The 16,227-nt window shown below is 60.4% G+C and carries 16 protein-coding genes; 8 read left to right on the top strand and 8 right to left on the bottom strand.

Annotated features, from left to right (window positions below; genetic code table 11):
* Nucleotides 1-2,265 carry a methyl-accepting chemotaxis protein gene (locus HQN82_RS08805; protein ID WP_112766603.1) on the bottom strand — a complete coding sequence of 755 codons (2,265 nt, stop codon included), beginning with the start codon at nt 2,263-2,265 and terminating at the stop codon, nt 1-3.
* A gap of 189 nt (nt 2,266-2,454) precedes the next feature.
* Here HQN82_RS08805 and HQN82_RS08800 point away from each other — a divergent pair, with 189 nt between their 5' ends.
* Genes HQN82_RS08800 through HQN82_RS08785 form a run of 4 tightly spaced genes read left to right on the top strand, consistent with a single transcriptional unit; the run spans nt 2,455 to nt 5,923 of the window.
* On the top strand, nt 2,455-3,294 hold the full coding sequence (locus HQN82_RS08800; RefSeq protein ID WP_035209259.1) for a glycosyltransferase family 2 protein: 840 nt from the start codon (nt 2,455-2,457) through the stop codon (nt 3,292-3,294).
* 20 nt (nt 3,295-3,314) lie between these two features.
* Nucleotides 3,315-3,602: a lipid-A-disaccharide synthase N-terminal domain-containing protein gene (locus HQN82_RS08795; protein WP_035209260.1), complete on the top strand. Its 288-nt coding sequence runs from the start codon at nt 3,315-3,317 to the stop codon at nt 3,600-3,602.
* Complete coding sequence (locus tag HQN82_RS08790) at nt 3,577-5,085, top strand: ArnT family glycosyltransferase (RefSeq protein WP_173614768.1); 1,509 nt, start codon at nt 3,577-3,579, stop codon at nt 5,083-5,085. The genes HQN82_RS08795 and HQN82_RS08790 overlap by 26 nt, the downstream gene beginning before the upstream one ends.
* Nucleotides 5,075-5,923: a phosphatase PAP2 family protein gene (locus HQN82_RS08785; protein ID WP_173614767.1), complete on the top strand. Its 849-nt coding sequence runs from the start codon at nt 5,075-5,077 to the stop codon at nt 5,921-5,923. Before HQN82_RS08790 ends, HQN82_RS08785 begins: the two co-directional genes overlap by 11 nt.
* Before the next feature lie 230 nt (nt 5,924-6,153).
* Here the strand turns inward: HQN82_RS08785 and HQN82_RS08780 are convergent, their stop codons facing one another.
* From HQN82_RS08780 to lgt, 6 genes are all read right to left on the bottom strand, one after another.
* Nucleotides 6,154-7,086: a ribose-phosphate pyrophosphokinase gene (locus HQN82_RS08780; protein WP_003522877.1), complete on the bottom strand. Its 933-nt coding sequence runs from the start codon at nt 7,084-7,086 to the stop codon at nt 6,154-6,156.
* A 220-nt stretch (nt 7,087-7,306) separates the two neighbouring features.
* Nucleotides 7,307-8,041 (bottom strand): hypothetical protein, encoded by a 735-nt coding sequence (locus HQN82_RS08775; protein WP_173614766.1) that lies wholly within the window; start codon nt 8,039-8,041, stop codon nt 7,307-7,309.
* Nucleotides 8,042-8,130: 89 nt separating this feature from the next.
* On the bottom strand, nt 8,131-9,282 hold the full coding sequence (locus tag HQN82_RS08770) for a M24 family metallopeptidase (RefSeq protein ID WP_173614765.1): 1,152 nt from the start codon (nt 9,280-9,282) through the stop codon (nt 8,131-8,133).
* 1 nt (nt 9,283) lies between these two features.
* On the bottom strand, nt 9,284-10,078 hold the full coding sequence (gene pgeF / locus HQN82_RS08765) for a peptidoglycan editing factor PgeF (RefSeq protein WP_112766599.1): 795 nt from the start codon (nt 10,076-10,078) through the stop codon (nt 9,284-9,286).
* A gap of 151 nt (nt 10,079-10,229) precedes the next feature.
* Nucleotides 10,230-11,330 (bottom strand): class I SAM-dependent methyltransferase, encoded by a 1,101-nt coding sequence (locus HQN82_RS08760; protein ID WP_077987400.1) that lies wholly within the window; start codon nt 11,328-11,330, stop codon nt 10,230-10,232.
* 16 nt (nt 11,331-11,346) lie between these two features.
* Entirely contained in the window at nt 11,347-12,159 is an 813-nt protein-coding gene (gene lgt / locus HQN82_RS08755; RefSeq protein ID WP_162699413.1) for a prolipoprotein diacylglyceryl transferase, read from the bottom strand.
* A gap of 308 nt (nt 12,160-12,467) precedes the next feature.
* Between lgt and HQN82_RS08750 the strand changes: the two genes are divergently transcribed.
* The 4 genes from HQN82_RS08750 to HQN82_RS08735 all read left to right on the top strand — a co-directional run bounded on the left by HQN82_RS08750 (nt 12,468) and on the right by HQN82_RS08735 (nt 14,831).
* A complete protein-coding gene (locus HQN82_RS08750; protein WP_004442935.1) occupies nt 12,468-12,731 on the top strand; it encodes an accessory factor UbiK family protein in 264 nt (87 codons plus the stop codon).
* Between the two features lie 426 nt (nt 12,732-13,157).
* Nucleotides 13,158-13,658: a type III secretion system chaperone family protein gene (locus HQN82_RS08745; protein WP_004442934.1), complete on the top strand. Its 501-nt coding sequence runs from the start codon at nt 13,158-13,160 to the stop codon at nt 13,656-13,658.
* 1 nt (nt 13,659) lies between these two features.
* Entirely contained in the window at nt 13,660-14,478 is an 819-nt protein-coding gene (gene proC / locus HQN82_RS08740) for a pyrroline-5-carboxylate reductase (RefSeq protein WP_004442932.1), read from the top strand.
* Between the two features lie 11 nt (nt 14,479-14,489).
* Entirely contained in the window at nt 14,490-14,831 is a 342-nt protein-coding gene (locus tag HQN82_RS08735) for a tRNA-binding protein (RefSeq protein WP_004442931.1), read from the top strand.
* Nucleotides 14,832-14,845: 14 nt separating this feature from the next.
* Here HQN82_RS08735 and HQN82_RS08730 read toward each other — a convergent pair whose 3' ends face one another.
* Nucleotides 14,846-16,225: an ATP-binding protein gene (locus tag HQN82_RS08730; RefSeq protein ID WP_006699624.1), complete on the bottom strand. Its 1,380-nt coding sequence runs from the start codon at nt 16,223-16,225 to the stop codon at nt 14,846-14,848.
* Between the last annotated feature and the right edge of the window lie 2 nt (nt 16,226-16,227).

Here is a 16,227-nt window from a genome sequence, read left to right as displayed (position 1 = left end):
TCACGCCGCGTAACGCTGGTCTCGCCGGCGAGGATCGCCCACGGAGAATTGCCCCACCTGTTCGGTCAGGCCATCCGCCTCGTTGGCGAGCGAGAAGGCGGCGGCCGTTGTCTCCTCCACCATGGCGGCGTTCTGCTGTGTCACGTGGTCGAGTTCATTGACGGAGGCATTGATCTCGCTGAGACGGCCGGATTGTTCTCGCGACGCGGTGGCGATTTCGCCGATCTGGTCGTTGACCGACTGGATGCGTTTCTGGATCTGTTCCAGGCTTTCACCGGTCTTCAACACCAGCGCCACACCGCTTTCCACATCACCCGCAGAGGTGGCGATGAGCTGCGTGATGTCGCGGGCGGCGGCGGCCGATTTCTGGGCCAGTTCGCGAACTTCCTGCGCCACGACTGCAAAGCCCTTGCCGGCCTCGCCGGCGCGCGCTGCCTCAACTCCGGCATTCAGCGCCAGAAGATTGGTCTGGAAGGCAATCTGGTCGATGACATCGATGATCTGGCGGATTTTGGCCGAAGAGGTCTCGATGCGTTCCATGGCAACGATCGCTTCTTTGACGACAGCCGTTGATCTATGGGCATCCTGCATCGTATCCGCCGTAGCGGCGACGGCGACATTGCAGCGCGACAGCGACAGATTGACAGCCTGCGTCATGTCTCCGAGCGCCGCTGCCGCCTCCTCAAGGGCTGCTGCTTGACGTTCTGTGCGCCGCGACAGGTCTTCCGAGGCGCTTTTCAGCTCGCCGGAACCGGAGCGGATGGCATTGGCGCTTCCGCCGATATTGGAGATCGTCGCTTCCAGCCCTGCCATGGAGTTGTTGAAGTCGATGCGCAGATGATCGAGTGACGGAACGAAGGGTTTTTCGATGCGAAGATCGAGCCTGCCGGCGGCCAGATTGGCAAGACCGGTGGCGAGCGCGTCCACGGCTTCTTCCAGTTCCCTGGCGCTTCTTGCCTTCTCCATCTCGCGCTGGGCGCGTTCCTCGTCCAGTTCTTCACCCTTGCGGTGGGCTTCGGCTTCCATCCGCTGCTTGTCCAGAATGCCCTGGCGGAAGGATTCCAGCGCGCGCGCCATGGTGCCGATCTCGTCGCCACGGGAAACTGCCTTGATCTCGATGTTGTTTTCACCGCCGTTCAGGCGCTCCATAAGACCGGCAAGTCCGGTCAACGGCTTGGTCAGGCTCGCGGAAACGAAAATCCCGATCAGCGTCATTATTGCTAGTACGGCCAGCGTTGCGACCGCTGCCCAGAAGGCGAGATCGTTGGCAGCGGCGAGAACCTTGCTTTCCTGTTGGCCGATGGCAAGAAGATGTTTCTGTCCGAAGACGGCGACCGGACGATAGGCATAGAAGATATTGCCCGCAGGTGTTTGCGCCATGACCGTTCCGGCGTCGTTTACGTTGGAAAGGGCAGCGAGACTTTCGGAAACGGCAGCATCCGCACCGCCCGAGAGGACGCCAGCCCTGAGTTTCCCGTCGGAGCTCAGGAGAACGGCGTCGTCGATGGTCTTGCCGGTTTCCTCGGGCGTCACCACCGCGCCGATGCGATCGGCGGCGATGCGCATGATAACGGCACCCTTGCGCTGGAGCTGACCCCAGTTGGAGACGGCGAGCGGCATGCCGATCATGGCCGAATTATTCTCGCCATCGCTGAAGCCCGTGGTGCTGACGACGCCGTCCTTGCCGGCTTCGATGCGGTCGAACAGCTCCTTGATCGCGGCGTTCTGCGGTTCCGTTACATTGGTCAGGAAGTTCTTTCCCTTGGTCACGGAATAGATAATAAGGCCGTTCTTGTCGATCACGTAGATATCGCTGACGCGGGTATTACGCCAGACGCTGGCAATGGCGGCGTTGATGGTCGCATGACGAATGGCGTAGAGCAGCCGCAACCCTTCGCCGTTGAAGGAGGCGCGCTCCTCTTCGGAGACGCCCTCTCGGCGGAAAGCCTGGATGATGGCGTCCTTTTCCGTTGGAACAACGGTGGTCATCGTTTCCAGCGCCTGAGCCACCGCGGCGTTCTGCGACAGTTCGGAAATGCTCTGTTCGACGCGCAACGTATAGGCATCAAGCTGCTTGGACTGGTTGCCTGCAACCGTTTCGAGCCTGATCTTGCTGGCGTCGATCAGCCCCGATTTACCCATCTCGTAGGACAGCAGCCCCACCGACAGGCAGGAAACCAGTGTCGCACCGGTAACGAGCGCGGCAAATTTGGCTTTGATTGACAATGATTTAGCTTTGACAGCAGTCGGATTTCCACCCGGCATCCTGTTTTCCTCCCCCCAAAAAACGTGGCCGTACCGTTGCAAAAATTGTTTACGGTCGCGTTAAAGGACAGGGAATTGTAGGATAATTTCCCGCATGGCGTGAAAAAATCGAAGAGCCGCGCGGATAGGCACCACGTAATAAAACTGCAACAGAACGGGCGCATATCCAGCGAAGATCAACGGCTGTTCATGTTCATGCAAGCTTTTCACGCTCCTTCTCTCGCCACAATCGATGATGTTTGCGGAACCCGCGCAGACGGATGTGACGGAGCCAATTTGCGATCTGCCCCGGATTTTGCCGTTGTCGTGCCCATGCACAATGAAGAAGCGAGCGTTGAAACGCTGGTGGCAGAGATCGTGAGCGCCTGTGCGCCGGTCGGCCGCTTCGAGATCGTTGTGGTGGATGACGCTTCTTCTGACCGCACGGCGGAAGCGGTTCTGGCGCTCGCTGCCCGTTACAGCATGTTGCGGCTGGTGCGGCACGACCGCCAGGGCGGTCAATCGGCTGCGATCCACAGCGGAGTGCAGGCGGCGCGCGCGCCTATCGTATGTATGCTGGACGGCGACGGCCAGAATCCGCCGGACAATCTGCCGGTACTTCTTGCACCGCTTCTGTCCGCCAATGCACCGCGCCGGCTTGGGCTGGTGGCCGGCCAGCGCGTCGGCCGGCGCGACACGCTGGGAAAACGCCTTTCCTCCCGCTTTGCCAACGGGCTTCGGGCGCGAATTCTGAAGGATGGCACGCGCGATACGGGCTGCGGCCTCAAGGCCTTTCGCCGCGACGCCTACCTCGCTTTGCCGTATTTCGACCATCACCACCGCTACTTCCCGGCGCTGTTCAATCGTGACGGCTGGCAGGTCGCCCATGTCGACGTCACGCACCGGGCGCGGCTGCATGGAAATTCCCATTATACCAATATCGGCCGGGCGCTGGTGGGCATCCACGACCTGATCGGCGTCGCATGGCTTTTGCGCCGGCGCAAGCGGTCAAGCTGGGCTGAAACTTTCATAACGGAGACATTGCCGTGAACGTACCGGCTTTATGGTCCATGCTGCATGTGAACAGCTGGGAAGAATTCGTATGGGTCTTGACCGGTTTCATGGGCCAGATGCTGTTCACCATGCGTTTTCTGGTTCAATGGATTTCATCGGAACGGGCCAACCGGTCGGTCATGCCGGTGGCTTTCTGGTATTTTTCGATTCTTGGCGGTGTGGTGCTGCTCTCCTATGCATTGTGGCGGCGCGATCCGGTCTTTGTTCTCGGGCAGGCATCCGGCCTCTTTATCTATGCTCGAAATCTCTGGTTGATCCATGCAGAACGCCGCCAGCATGCATGAGGCGGCGACCCTGCCTTATGCGCGGGCAGGCGCCGAGCGCCAATGGCTGACATTCGCGTTTTCGGCGATTGTCCTCGTAACTGCCCTGCGCGTCCTCGGGCTCGCCTTCAACCGCACCGACCTTTTTGTCGATGAGGCGCAATACTGGCTGTGGGGTCGCGAAATGGCGCTCGGCGCCTATTCCAAGCCACCGCTCATCGGCTGGCTTATTCGCGCGGCCACCATTCTGGGCGGCGGGGAGGGTACGTTTCAGGTGCGGCTCGCCGCACCCGTCGTGCATGGCGTTGCGGCGGCGGCCATTTTTGTGCTCGGCCGCATGATCTATGATGTCAGGCTGGCCTCGCTTGCGGCAGTGATCTATCTGACCTTGCCAGCCGTGACGCTCGGCAGCCTGCTGATCTCGACCGATACGCCGATGATGCTGTTCATCGTGCTGTCGATGATATCCGTGCGCAAGCTTGCGCTCGCCCGCAGCGAGGGCAGGGCGGCGTTGGGTTGGAGCATCGCTCTGGGTCTCTGTTTCGGCCTCGGGCTGATGTCGAAATATGCGATGATCTATTTTCTGCCGTGCTTCATCGCCGCCAGCTGGCTTTGCGAAGCATGGCGGATCCGGCTGCGTGACGCGGCCATTGCTGCGCTCGTCTGCGTTGCCGTCATCGCGCCCAATCTGTGGTGGAATGCGGCCCATGATTTCATGACGGCACGCCACACCGCCGACAATGCCAACTGGCACGGTGTCCAACTCAAGATCGGCTCCGCGCTTGAATTCTTCTTTTCCCAGGCAGGTGTGGTTGGGCCATACGTCTTCGTCGGCATGATTGTTGCGACAATCCGCGCAAAAACCGGTGAAGCACGGGCGCTCGTCGCTCTTTCCGTACCGATCGTGCTTTTGATCACGGCACAGGGCCTCATGTCGCGGGCACTCGCCAATTGGGCGGTGGGAGCTTATGCGGCAGGCGTACTGCTGGCGGTGCCGATCCTGGCATCGCGACGTTGGCTCATCGTATCCACACTGGTCCTCGGCGGCATCGTCGCAATAGCGCTGCCGCTGATGACGATAGTGGGAACGGGCCTGCGCCTGCCGAACGGTAAACTGGCGATGGCACGTTATCTTGGAAGCTCCGAGCTGGTATCGACCGGCCTGTCGCGGGCGCGTGAAGCAGGTGCGGACGCTATTGTCGCCAATGATCGTTCGATATTGGCCGAGCTCTTTTACCAGTTGCGGGACGAGAAACAGATGTTGACGCGTGCGCTTCCGGAAACCGGCGTGCCGTCCAGCCATTATGCCCTTCTTTATCCATTCAAGCCGAGCGAAGCGAAAAATCCGCTGTTTCTGGCAAGTGCCGATGGCTTGCCGGCGTGTCTTGCAGGCGAGGCGCCGGTGGCGCACTGGACCGCCGGCCCGGGCTTTGTCGAGGGCAGGGAAATCGGGCTGTGGCGCCTGCCACCACAGTGCATCCCGGAGAGCGTCAATGGACAATGATGTCTCGCATATGCGGATCACCATCTGGGTTACGTTCGCAGCGCTTGCGCTGGTGATCCTGTTTGCGACCTTTCCCTCTATAGATCTGCGCTTTTCCGCCTTGTTTTTCTCGCCGGTGGGCCAGCCATGGCCTGGCCGGGAGCCGTTTCCCGAATGGCTGCGCGACACGTTGCGGGAAGGTGTCGAGCTCGCCGCGCTTCTGACTTTCCTGGTCCTTGTCGGCAATCTCCGGCTCGGCACTTCGCAGCGAACCGGCTGGCGAGTCTGGGCGTTCCTTTGTGGTCCCGTGATCCTATGTGCCGGGCTGCTGGTCAACAGCGTGCTGAAGGCCATGATCGGTCGCGCGCGTCCGTTCAGCGTTACCGAATTTGGCGGGCATCAGCTTTTCACGCCACCTTTTCAGTTCAGCACGCAATGCTATTCGAACTGTTCGTTTTCTTCGGGTGAAACCGCGCTGATCGCGAGTTTTTTCCTGCCCCTCTGTGTGCTTGTCTGGCCGCGCCTGCGGCCCTATGGGCGATGGGTAGTTGGTGCCCTTGCCGCCGGGGCAATCATACTCATGTCCGGTCTTCGCATCGCGGCCGGCGGGCATTTCCTCAGCGATGTGGTGATGTCCATCCTGTTTTCGGCCCTGACGACACTGTTTCTGTACCGGGTGCTGGCGATAAGCCACCACCGTCACCTCTTCAGCGGTGCTGCCATCTCAGCCGATACGATCAGACTTTGGCGCAATGGCCGCCACGCCATACTTACCCGCGTTCGGGGCTGGTGGCCGAAAATCAGGGCTGCAGCCACCCGCCTCCAACGGCCCCCCGACACGGGTGCGGCGTCGTCTTAGTTGGGAGTTCGAGGTGCAGCATCGCTGGGGTGGGAGCGAGCGGCAAGACAGTTCCGACTCATCCTCGAGGTTGTCCCTATTGCCCGCGCGCCTTGATTTTATCGACGTGGTTAGCTCCTCGGCACAAGGCCGAGGATCACGTTGAGTGAATATGCGCCCACTTCGGCTCAATCGCATGCCGGAAAAAACCAGCAGACGTAGGCAACCCTCAGCGTGATTGCTGAATTTATTCAGTCGAACAGGCCGGAAACCGACTGTTCCTGCGCGGTCCGGTTGATTGCTTCGCCGAGCAGGCCGGCGGTGCTCACCACGCGGATATTATGCGCGGACTGGACACCGGTGGTCGGCTGGATGCTGTCGGTGATGACGAGTTCGCGCAGCTTGGAAGAGGCCACGCGGGCCACCGCGCCGCCCGAGAGCACGCCATGGGTGATATAGGCAGTAACGCTGGTTGCGCCCTTTTTCAGCAGGGCTTCAGCGGCGTTGCAGAGCGTGCCGCCGGAATCGACGATGTCGTCGATGAGGATGCAGTCCTTGCCGGAGACATCGCCGATGACGTTCATGACTTCGGATTCGCCGGGACGGTCACGGCGCTTGTCGACGATGGCCAGAAGACAGTCGAGGCGCTTTGCCAGCGCACGGGCGCGAACCACACCACCGACGTCAGGCGAAACGACCATGACATTGTTGGTGTCGTAGTGATCCTTCACGTCGCGGGCGAGAATCGGGGCTGCAAAGAGATTGTCGGTGGGGATATCGAAAAAGCCCTGGATCTGTCCGGCATGAAGATCGAGGGTGAGAACGCGGTCGGCGCCGGCTTCGGTAATGAGATTGGCAACGAGCTTGGCGGAAATCGGAGTGCGGGGGCCGGCTTTGCGGTCCTGGCGGGCGTAACCGAAATAGGGAAGCACCGCGGTAATTCGTTTGGCCGAGGAGCGGCGCATGGCATCGATCATGATGAGCAGTTCCATCAGATGATCATTTGCCGGGAAGGAGGTGGACTGGACGATAAAGACGTCCTCGCCGCGCACGTTCTCGCTGATTTCTACGAATATTTCCTGGTCAGCAAACCGCTTTACAGTGGCGTTTCCGAGAGGAACATTAAGATACTTGCAGATCGCTTCGGCAAGGTGCCGGTTCGAATTGCCTGCGAAAACCTTCATTGCGGCCGCCTGTTTCCATGCCATCGCCTTGCGCCACGGGGCTCAATCCGCCGTAACCAAGCGTCGTTCAAGGGGAGGAACATCCGGCTGAAAAGCCTTTGCCGGATACGCCTTGTTGCCATGCGCGCCTTAATAGCGCTGTTGCTTCCGATTGCAAGAGGACTCCGCGCTTTCGCAATGATTTTCGTGAAATCTCTGTGACTTCTCCCGTCGTTTCACCTCATCCGCTTTGAGACTGCTTCCATGTCGTGTAGTCGTTGAGTGTTTTTGCGGCGATGTCCTGCATGACTTTGTCGGTCACGGCCGCCCATGGATCACTGCCTCGCGCGGTCACTGCCTCCTGCCCCTGCAATCGGTGCAGCCGCACGCCATTGGCGTCGAGAATGTCCCACACGTATACGACATTGACCTTGCCGCCATCGGCAAAGGCGGAAAAATATCCCTTCAGAATATTTTCGGCGGAATTGTCGTTGGATGCGCGGATTGTCAGCCCCTTGGCCCGCGCTTCGGCCCCCAGTTGGCGGGATAGCGGTGTCACCGCCTGAACCGGCGCGCCGATGATGGGCAGGAAGCGGATGGAATTCGCGGCGGTGGCAGGTGCAAGGGAAGCCGTCTGCTGTGATGGCGGTTGTTGCGTGACGGCGGGGGCCGCGGCCGCGGCCTGGTTCTGACGGAGCGGTTCCCCGTACTGGCTGCCATTGGACAGCGCCTGTGCCTGTGCCTGCAGGGAGTTCTGGGGTGCATAGGCAGGGACGGACGATGCGATTGCCGGCCCGCCTGCGGGTGCGCGGTCGGCGGCTGCCGCCATCTGGTCGAGATCACCCTGTGTTACCGGCGTCGACTGTGATGCGTTGTGGCCAACATCCACCTGTGGCGTCAGCGCTTCCGTGGTGTTGCAGCCGGACAGGATCAGTGCCAAAGCCGGAACAATGAGGGCAACCCCCAACCGGCTCATGCGATTTTCCCTCTCATGTTCCGCTCCTTCTTGCCCAAGGTGGCGCAATGTAAGGGCGGTTTTCCCGCTGTGTCAAACCCGGGGGCGATTTAAGCTGTGAGAAGATCGAGGCTGTGACGCGACAGTGGCTCCGGCGCGCCGTCCGTGGTCAGATATGTCTGGCCGAGCGTCATGGCCGTGCCGGAATCGGAATCCATCACGATCATATGCACAAAGAGCGTCATGTCAGCGGTGATCTCCTGCGGATTGCCGGAGTGGAACATCTGATGCTCCATCCAGGACGGGGAGAAGCGCGCGCCCAGCGAATAACCGCAGGAGTTCAGCCGATGGCGGGTGAGGCCGCGCTCGTCCATGACGCGGGCATGCACATCGAAGACATCACCAAAGGTCTTGCCCGGCCGCAGCACCTCCTCGATGGCGGTGAGGTTTTGCAAGCAGGCGCTGTAAAGCTCCTTCTGGCGGAAGTCCTGTTCGCCGATCACCACCGTGCGCATCATGGCGGCATGGTAATGGGCGCTGACGCCGGCCCATTCCAGTGTCAACTGATCCTTGCTGTCGAGGACACGACGGCCTGCCTTGTAGCGGCAGAGAAGCGCATCCGCGCCTGAGCCGATGATGAATTCATTGGCGGGGTAGTCGCCGCCGCCCGCGAGCACGGCACCCTGCATTGCCGCAAGAATGGCGGCCTCGTCCGCGCCGGGCTTGATGAGCGGCAATGCTGCATCGAGAGCCTCATCGGCCAGCTGGCCAGCCTTGCGGGCATAGGCGATTTCGGCCGGACTTTTGACGAGCCTGAGGGTGCTGACGAGATACGACGCATCGACCATCTGGCCGAAGCTCGCAAGCTGGTTATCCAGCAGGCGGGCGACACGGCCGGTCATACCGTGGGTGTCATATTCCACGCCGATCTTTGCGCCCAGAAGGTCGAGATCGCTCAGCAGGTTTTTGAGATCGAGCGTCGGGTCGGCATTGGGTCGATCGACCCAGAGGAGGACGTTCTCGATGATCGAAGTATTGCGGGCCTGACGCAGATCGGCCGAGCGTGTCAGTAGCGTCATTGAGCCGTCCGATTTCACCACCAGCGTCTGGAAGAAGCAGTAGCCGAAAGTATCGTAGCCGGTCAGCCAGTACATGCTTTCCTGGGCGAAAAGCAGCATCGCATCCAGCTTCTCCTCGGCCATTTTCGCGAGCAGCCGCTCGCGGCGGGCATCGAATTCCGAAAGCTCGAAATGCAGGGCCATCTTAGTCCTCAAGAATTGCGATTGCGGAAATCTGCCGGCCGTAATCGGGTTCGGCGCGGTGGGTGGTGCGGCGGTAGGAATAGAAGCGTTCTTCGTCCGGGTAGGTGCAGAGACCAAGATTTTCCGCCTTCACACCGGCTTTGGTCAGGCGGTCGATGGTGAACTGCTTGAGATCGAACAAGGCGTGGCCCTCTTTCTCCGCCCTGGAGAAATAATCCGCGTAAGCGGGTTCGATTTCGGTGAAACGCGCGACATATTCCGGCCCGACCTCATAATTGTCCTGGCTGATGGAGGGGCCGAGCGAGGCAGCAATACGATCGCGGCTGGCCCCGAGCTTCGTCATCGCCTCGATCGTGTTTTCCAGCACGCCGAACAAAGCACCCTTCCAGCCGGCATGGGCGGCACCCACGACGCCCGCTTCCGCATCGGCGAACAGGATGGGGCCGCAATCGGCGCTCAACACGCCGAGGACGAAACCCGGTGTCGCTGTCACCATCGCATCTGCCTGAGGACGGCTGCCGTCATAGGTTCCGTCAACCACGACGACCTCGGGGGAGTGGACCTGATGGACCGTGGCGAGGCGGTCTGGGGCAAGGCCGAACCATTGGGTTACGCGGCGGCGGTTTTCCTGCACCCGTTCCGGCTGGTCATCAGATCCGAGCCCGACATTGAGGCCTTGATAAAGACCATCGGAAACGCCGCCCTGCCGGGTGAAAAAGCCATGGCGGATGCGATTTTTATCGAAGGCTGCGAGGAGGGGACTCTGGATGGGGAGCGGCAGCGTTACGTTCTGCATGGTGCGGGAGTTCCTTGGAGAATTTCGCTGTAGCCGAGTGGAGCAGGGTCAAGCGAGATGTTTCCTGTTGCCGCGGCGTTGCGCGGCGTGTGTGATGCAGTGTGCCTGCTTCGTGTGTCGCGACGATGTTGGCCCAGAGGTTATTACGCTGTCAATCCACCGCACGAAACGGCAGAAGATGGAGCGCGGGACTGGAAACGGCGATGACTTTGAAAAGTTCCCCCATCTTGCCGGCGCCTTCGCCGGCGAGGCGGTTGACGGCTTCGGCGATGGCGAGGGTCTGGTCCGCGGTTGCCTTGGCGGCGAGCGCCCCGGCCCGTTCCTTGAGGCCGAGGCCGTAGAGGAAATCGCCCTGTCTCAGGGTGCCGTTGACGTGAACGCCGGTCGCCTCGGCCGTTTTTACAAGACTTTCGAAATCGACATGGCTGGTCAGATCGGCTTCGCCTGGATGGGCGAGCGGCGGATCGAAGGCATGGTTGCGCATGGCCTGCAGCGTGTCGCCATAGCCGGCAACCAGATGGCCGTAATCAATGGCGAGCGCGGTGCCGCCATGGGCAGACAGGCGCTGGCAGATTGCGGTCATCACCGCTTCCCGGGCAGGCGAAATCTCGAATATCGTGCCAAGCGGCTGCCGTTCGGGCTGCGGCGGAAGCAGCGCCGGGTCTATGCTGGCAAGACCCGTGGAGAAGACGAGGTCGCCATTGGCATCGAGGCTGACCACGCGTTCGCGGAAACCCTGCGGCGTCCTGACGAATTGCCGGATCGGAATGGCGTCGAAAAGTTCGTTGGCGACAAGCAGCAGGAAACCTTCAGGCACATCGTCGAAACTGTCATGCCATGCCAGTCGACCCGCATGTTCGGCCAGCGTTTCCTTCTGGATGGCGGAAAGGCGGGGGCTGGTTTCCACCAGATGCACCCGCATCGTCTCATAGAGCGGCGGCGCGATGCGGCGGATGACGCGCAGCATGTCCGCCATCATGGTGCCGCGGCCGGGGCCGATTTCCACCAGCCGGGTTTCAGCGGGTGCACCGTGCCTCTGCCAGGCATGAACCACGAAAACACCAAGCATTTCACCGAAAAGCTGGCTCACCTCCGGGGCGGTGATGAAATCACCCGAACGGCCAAAGGGCTCGCGGCTCTTGTAATAGCCATGTTCCGGATCGGCGAGGCAAAGTGAAAAGAAGTCGGTTACGCTAAGCGGACCGTTGAGCCGGATAAGTGATTTGATGCGTTGCGCGAGCGGTGTGGTCATGGCTGGCCATACCGCTTTAGGCGACTTTTGTCGCGCGGCGCGCGCGCAGGACGGCCCAGAGGCCCAGAAGGAACATCGGAGTGGACAGAACCATGCCCATGGTCAGCCAGTTGCCGGCGAGATAACCGATCTGCGCGTCCGGTTCGCGAAAGAATTCCACGAAGATGCGTGACAGCGCATAACCGCAGACGAAGATGCCAGTGACGGAGCCGGGCCGCTTCAGAGCCTTGAAGGCGTAAATGGCGATGGCCAGAACGATGGCCAACACGAGGCCTTCGAGGCCAGCCTCATAAAGCTGGCTCGGATGGCGCGCGAAAGGGCCGCCTGTGGGAAAGACGACGGCCCATGGCACATCGGAAATGCGGCCCCACAACTCGCCATTGATGAAATTGGCGATGCGGCCGAACAGCAGGCCGATGGGTGCTACGGCCGCGACGATATCGAACATGCTCCAGACAGGAATGCCGTTCTTGCGGGCGAAAAGAATCATGGCGATCGTCGTGCCGATCAGGCCGCCATGGAACGACATGCCGCCATTCCATATTTCGATGGCTCTGATGGGATTGGCGGCGACCGCAGCGAGATCGTAGAACAGGATGTAGCCGATGCGTCCACCGAGCACGATGCCGCCAGCAGCCCACAGGATGAAATCGTCAAGATGCTGCGCCGAGATGGGTGAGGCGTCGTTAGGCCACAGGCGATCCGTGCGGGCGAGGCGGCGGGCGTAAAGCCAGCCGAGCATGATCCCCGCAACATAGGCGATGCCGTACCAGTGGATCGCCAGCGGACCGATGGACAACGCTATCGGGTCGATGTTCGGGAAGGGCATGATGGCGAGTGAAGTGGGAGCGGCTATCAATCCGTATATATTCCGTCATCGTTGCTGGGCGGACAACGGATCATCCATTGTCTCAAAGGACCGGGCGATGATGCTCACCGGTTCTTTGACGCCAAGGAAAATGGCGATTGCGGTGGCGGCGGTCAAGGTGATTCTTTAAGCTATGGATCAACATACCAAAGGTGACGCAAGCTCTTGGGATTTTTCGATTTCGCTTGCAAGGCGACGGTGGAGTGCCTACCTGAATGCTATCAACAGCGGGCAAGACGATGCCCCTGAACCGACGAAGGATGAGCGCCATGAGCACGACAGGCACCAATCGTTTTCTGGATGAATTCGCCAAGCTGATGACGGATGCGGCCGGCGCGGCCCAGGGCGTGCGCAAGGAAGCCGAGGCTGCGTTCCACGCACAGGCCGATCGCTGGCTGAACAGTCTGGATGTCGTCCGGCGCGAGGAATTCGACGTCGTGCGGGAGATGGCTATCCAGGCGCGGGATGAAAATGACGCCCTGCGCGCCCGGATCGAGGCTCTCGAAGCAAAGCTTTCGGCCACGAAGGACTGATTCTTCATCACTTTTCTCAGAAGCCCCGGATCGCAGGCGATTCCGGGGCTTTTTGTTTTTCGGCTCTCTCTGGCCGACTTGATCTCCGGTTGCCGAAAGTCGTGCTCAGACGCGAATTTTTTGGGCCTGTGGACACTTCCAAAAAACACAATCGGCAGAGTCGCTTAAGACTCTCGCCTGAGGTGATGGGGGAGAAGATATCCACTGCTCAAAAAGCAAAAATGGCGAGCGAGGGGTGGCAGCGGGACTCGGCCATTATACACTGATTTTAAATGATGATTCGAAAAGACCGGTAAGCTCCAGACAGGGTGAATGCGTTATTCTGGTGGTGTCGGGCAATCGTCTCAAATGTTTATCCCGGTTTGTATGTGCGTTTTGTGCCCGGCGTTCAAAACACGACATTCCGACCGGCTGAGAAGGTGCCGCATGAGTCTGATAGAATTTGAAATTGAGCGTCAGTCCAATCCCGTCGATATGATCGAGATTGTCGCTGCCTCGAATGACTGGTCGTTCGAGCGTTCGGGCGAGGACGAGATCGCCATGACTGTGGCGGGCCACTGGGCCGATTATCACGTTTCATTTGCGTGGATGGAAGATTTCGAAGCGCTGCATCTTGCCTGCGCCTTCGACATCAAGGTGCCCGATCACCGTGTCAACGAAGTCATTTGCCTGCTGTCGCAGGTCAACGGTCAGGTGCTGATGGGGCATTTCGATCTGTGGCGGCAGGAAGATGTCGTGATCTTCCGCCAGTCGCTGCTTCTGTCAGGCGGTGCCGAGCCGAACAACCAGCAAGTAGAAGTGCTGCTCTCCAGCGCGCTGGAGGCCTGCGAGCAATATTATCAGGCATTCCAGTTCGTCGTCTGGTCGGGTCTGGATGCGAAAAGTGCAATCGAAGCGGTCATGTTCGAGACCGTTGGAGAAGCGTAACATGGTGTATAAGGCTTCCGGGCCGCTCGTCCTCGTGGGCGCCGGCAATATGGGCGGCGCCATGCTGTCTGGCTGGCTGAAAAAGGGCGTGCCGGGATCGCAGGTCATTGTCGTTGACCCGCGGCCCTCCGACGCCATGCGCACGACGATTACGGAAGCGGGTGCGGCCCATAGCGAAAGCGCGCCTGAAGGCGTCAAGGCCGGCATTCTTTTCGTGGCGGTGAAACCGCAGATGATGGAAGCAGTGCTGCCTTCGCTGAAGCCCCTGCTGGGCCCGGAAACGGTCGTCGTCTCCATCGCGGCCGGCACCACCATTGCCACCTTCGTTTCGCATTTCGGTGCGATTGCCGCGGTGCGCGCCATGCCCAATACGCCAGCGATGGTGGGCCGTGGTGTTACCGGCGCATATGCAAATGAACTTGTGACACCCGAGCTTAAAGCCGTGGTGGACGGATTGCTGAAGGTCAGCGGTCCGGTCGAATGGGTGGATGCCGAAAGCGATATCGATGCCGTGACCGCGGTTTCGGGCAGCGGGCCAGCCTATGTCTTTTATCTCGTGGAATGCATGGCTGAAGCCGGCCGTAAGGCCGGTCTGCCGGCGGATGTGGCCATGCGTCTGGCGCGTGAAACGGTGGCTGGCGCCGGCGAGCTTCTGCACCAGTCCTCCGACGAGGCGGCGCGCCTGCGCCAGAATGTGACTTCGCCGGGCGGCACCACGGCTGCCGCACTTTCCGTGCTGATGGCCGAAGACGGCATGCAGCCCCTGTTCGACAGGGCGGTCGCCGCTGCCAAGACCCGCGCTGAAGAACTGGCGGGCTGAGGAGGCGGGCGATGAGCGGCGAAATTTCCTATGCCGATTTCGAGAAGGTGGATATCCGGGTCGGTACGATCGTGGAAGCCGAGCCTTTTCCCGAGGCGCGCAAACCGGCAATCAAGGTGAAGATCGATTTCGGGCCGGAGATCGGCATCAAGAAGTCCTCGGCGCAGATCACGGTGCACTATACGCCGGAAAGCCTTATCGGCCGGCAGGTTCTGGGCGTGGTGAATTTTCCGCCGCGCCAGATCGGGCCGTTCCGCTCCGAGGTCCTGACGCTTGGCTTTGCCGACGCCAATGGAGATATCGTACTGGCTGCGGTTGAAAGGCCGGTGCCAAACGGCGAGAAAATGTGCTGATTGGCGGCCTGCCGTCAAGCCGGGATTTTGACGATAACCCTCAATCCGCCCATCGGGCTTTTATCCAGCGACACGTCGCCGCCATGGCTGCGGGCGATGTCGCGGACGATGGAAAGGCCAAGACCCGTGCCCGAGGCATTGAGGTTGCGCGCCTCGTCCAGTCGGAAAAACGGCTTGAATACATCCTCGCGTGAGTTCTCCGGAATGCCCGGACCGTCATCGTCAAAGGTCATGATAATGGAGCGTGGCGCCTTGCGGATATCGACGTGGAGGTTGCTGGCGTAACGCCGGGCATTTTCGGCGAGATTGGCGACGAGCCGTGAAAGTGCGTTCGGCCGCGCGATGATCCTCTCGATATTATAGAGTTCGTAGCTGAATTTCTTGCCGTGCAGTTCGAAATCATGGCCGATTTTTTCGAGAAGTGCAGGAAGCTCCAGCGTGCCGACATCCTCTTCCACATCGGTACGGGCAAAGGTCAGATAGGCTTCCAGCATCGACTGCATGTCTTCCACATCCTTGTCGAGGCCCTCGAGATCCGGATTGTCGCCGGCGAGCGCCAGCTGCAGCTTGAACCGGGTGAGGATGGTGCGCAGGTCGTGGCTGACACCGTTCAGCATGGCGGTGCGCTGCTCCATCTGCCGTTCAATGCGCTCCCGCATCAGGATGAAGGCAAGGCCCGCCCGGCGTACTTCATCCGCGCCGCGGGGAGAATAGGCGCTGACCTTCTGGCCCTTGCCGAAATTCTCCGCCGCCTTGGCAAGCGCTTCTATCGGCTTGATCTGGCCGCGCAGGAAGAGGATCGAAATGGCAATGAGCACCAGCGATGCGCCAACCATCCAGACAAGGAAGATGTGGGTGTTGGAGGCATAGGCCGCGCTTCTGCTGGTGAAGACGCGGAGCGTCTTGTCATCGAGCTGGACACGGATTTCCACCAGTGAGCCGTTGCCATAGGTATCGATCCAGAAGGGCCTGCCGATCTGTTGGCTGAGCTGGTTTGCGAGGATGGTATCGAGAATCGAGAACAGCGGCTCCGGCCGTGGCGCGGGCAGGTCCGTCTTGGGCTCAATATAGACGCTGAGACCCAGCTTGTCGCGGGCGATGCGGATGACCCGCTGATAGTCATCCTCTTCGGGGTCTGTCTGTAGAAGTTCGATGATCGCGGCGATATCCCGGGTCACTGCTGCCGAAAGGCGTTCGGTCACCAGCTGCCAGTGGCGCTCCATGAAGACGGCTGCGACCACGGCCTGCAGCAGGATCATCGGCAGGATGATGATGAGGAGCGAACGGGTGTAAAGCCCAGTGGGCAGCCAGTGTCGCAGCCATCTGCCGAGGGAGCGCCAGGTCTTTGCGACGGCGCTTTTTTTAAACGTGTCGAGAAAATCGAGGCTCGCCATGG

Origin of the sequence: Agrobacterium pusense (genome assembly GCF_013285525.1) — a bacterium.
GTDB classification, from domain to species: Bacteria; Pseudomonadota; Alphaproteobacteria; order Rhizobiales; family Rhizobiaceae; genus Agrobacterium; species Agrobacterium pusense.
The sequence above is the reverse complement of the archived record's forward strand: the minus strand, read 5'-3'. Positions and strand labels throughout refer to the sequence as shown.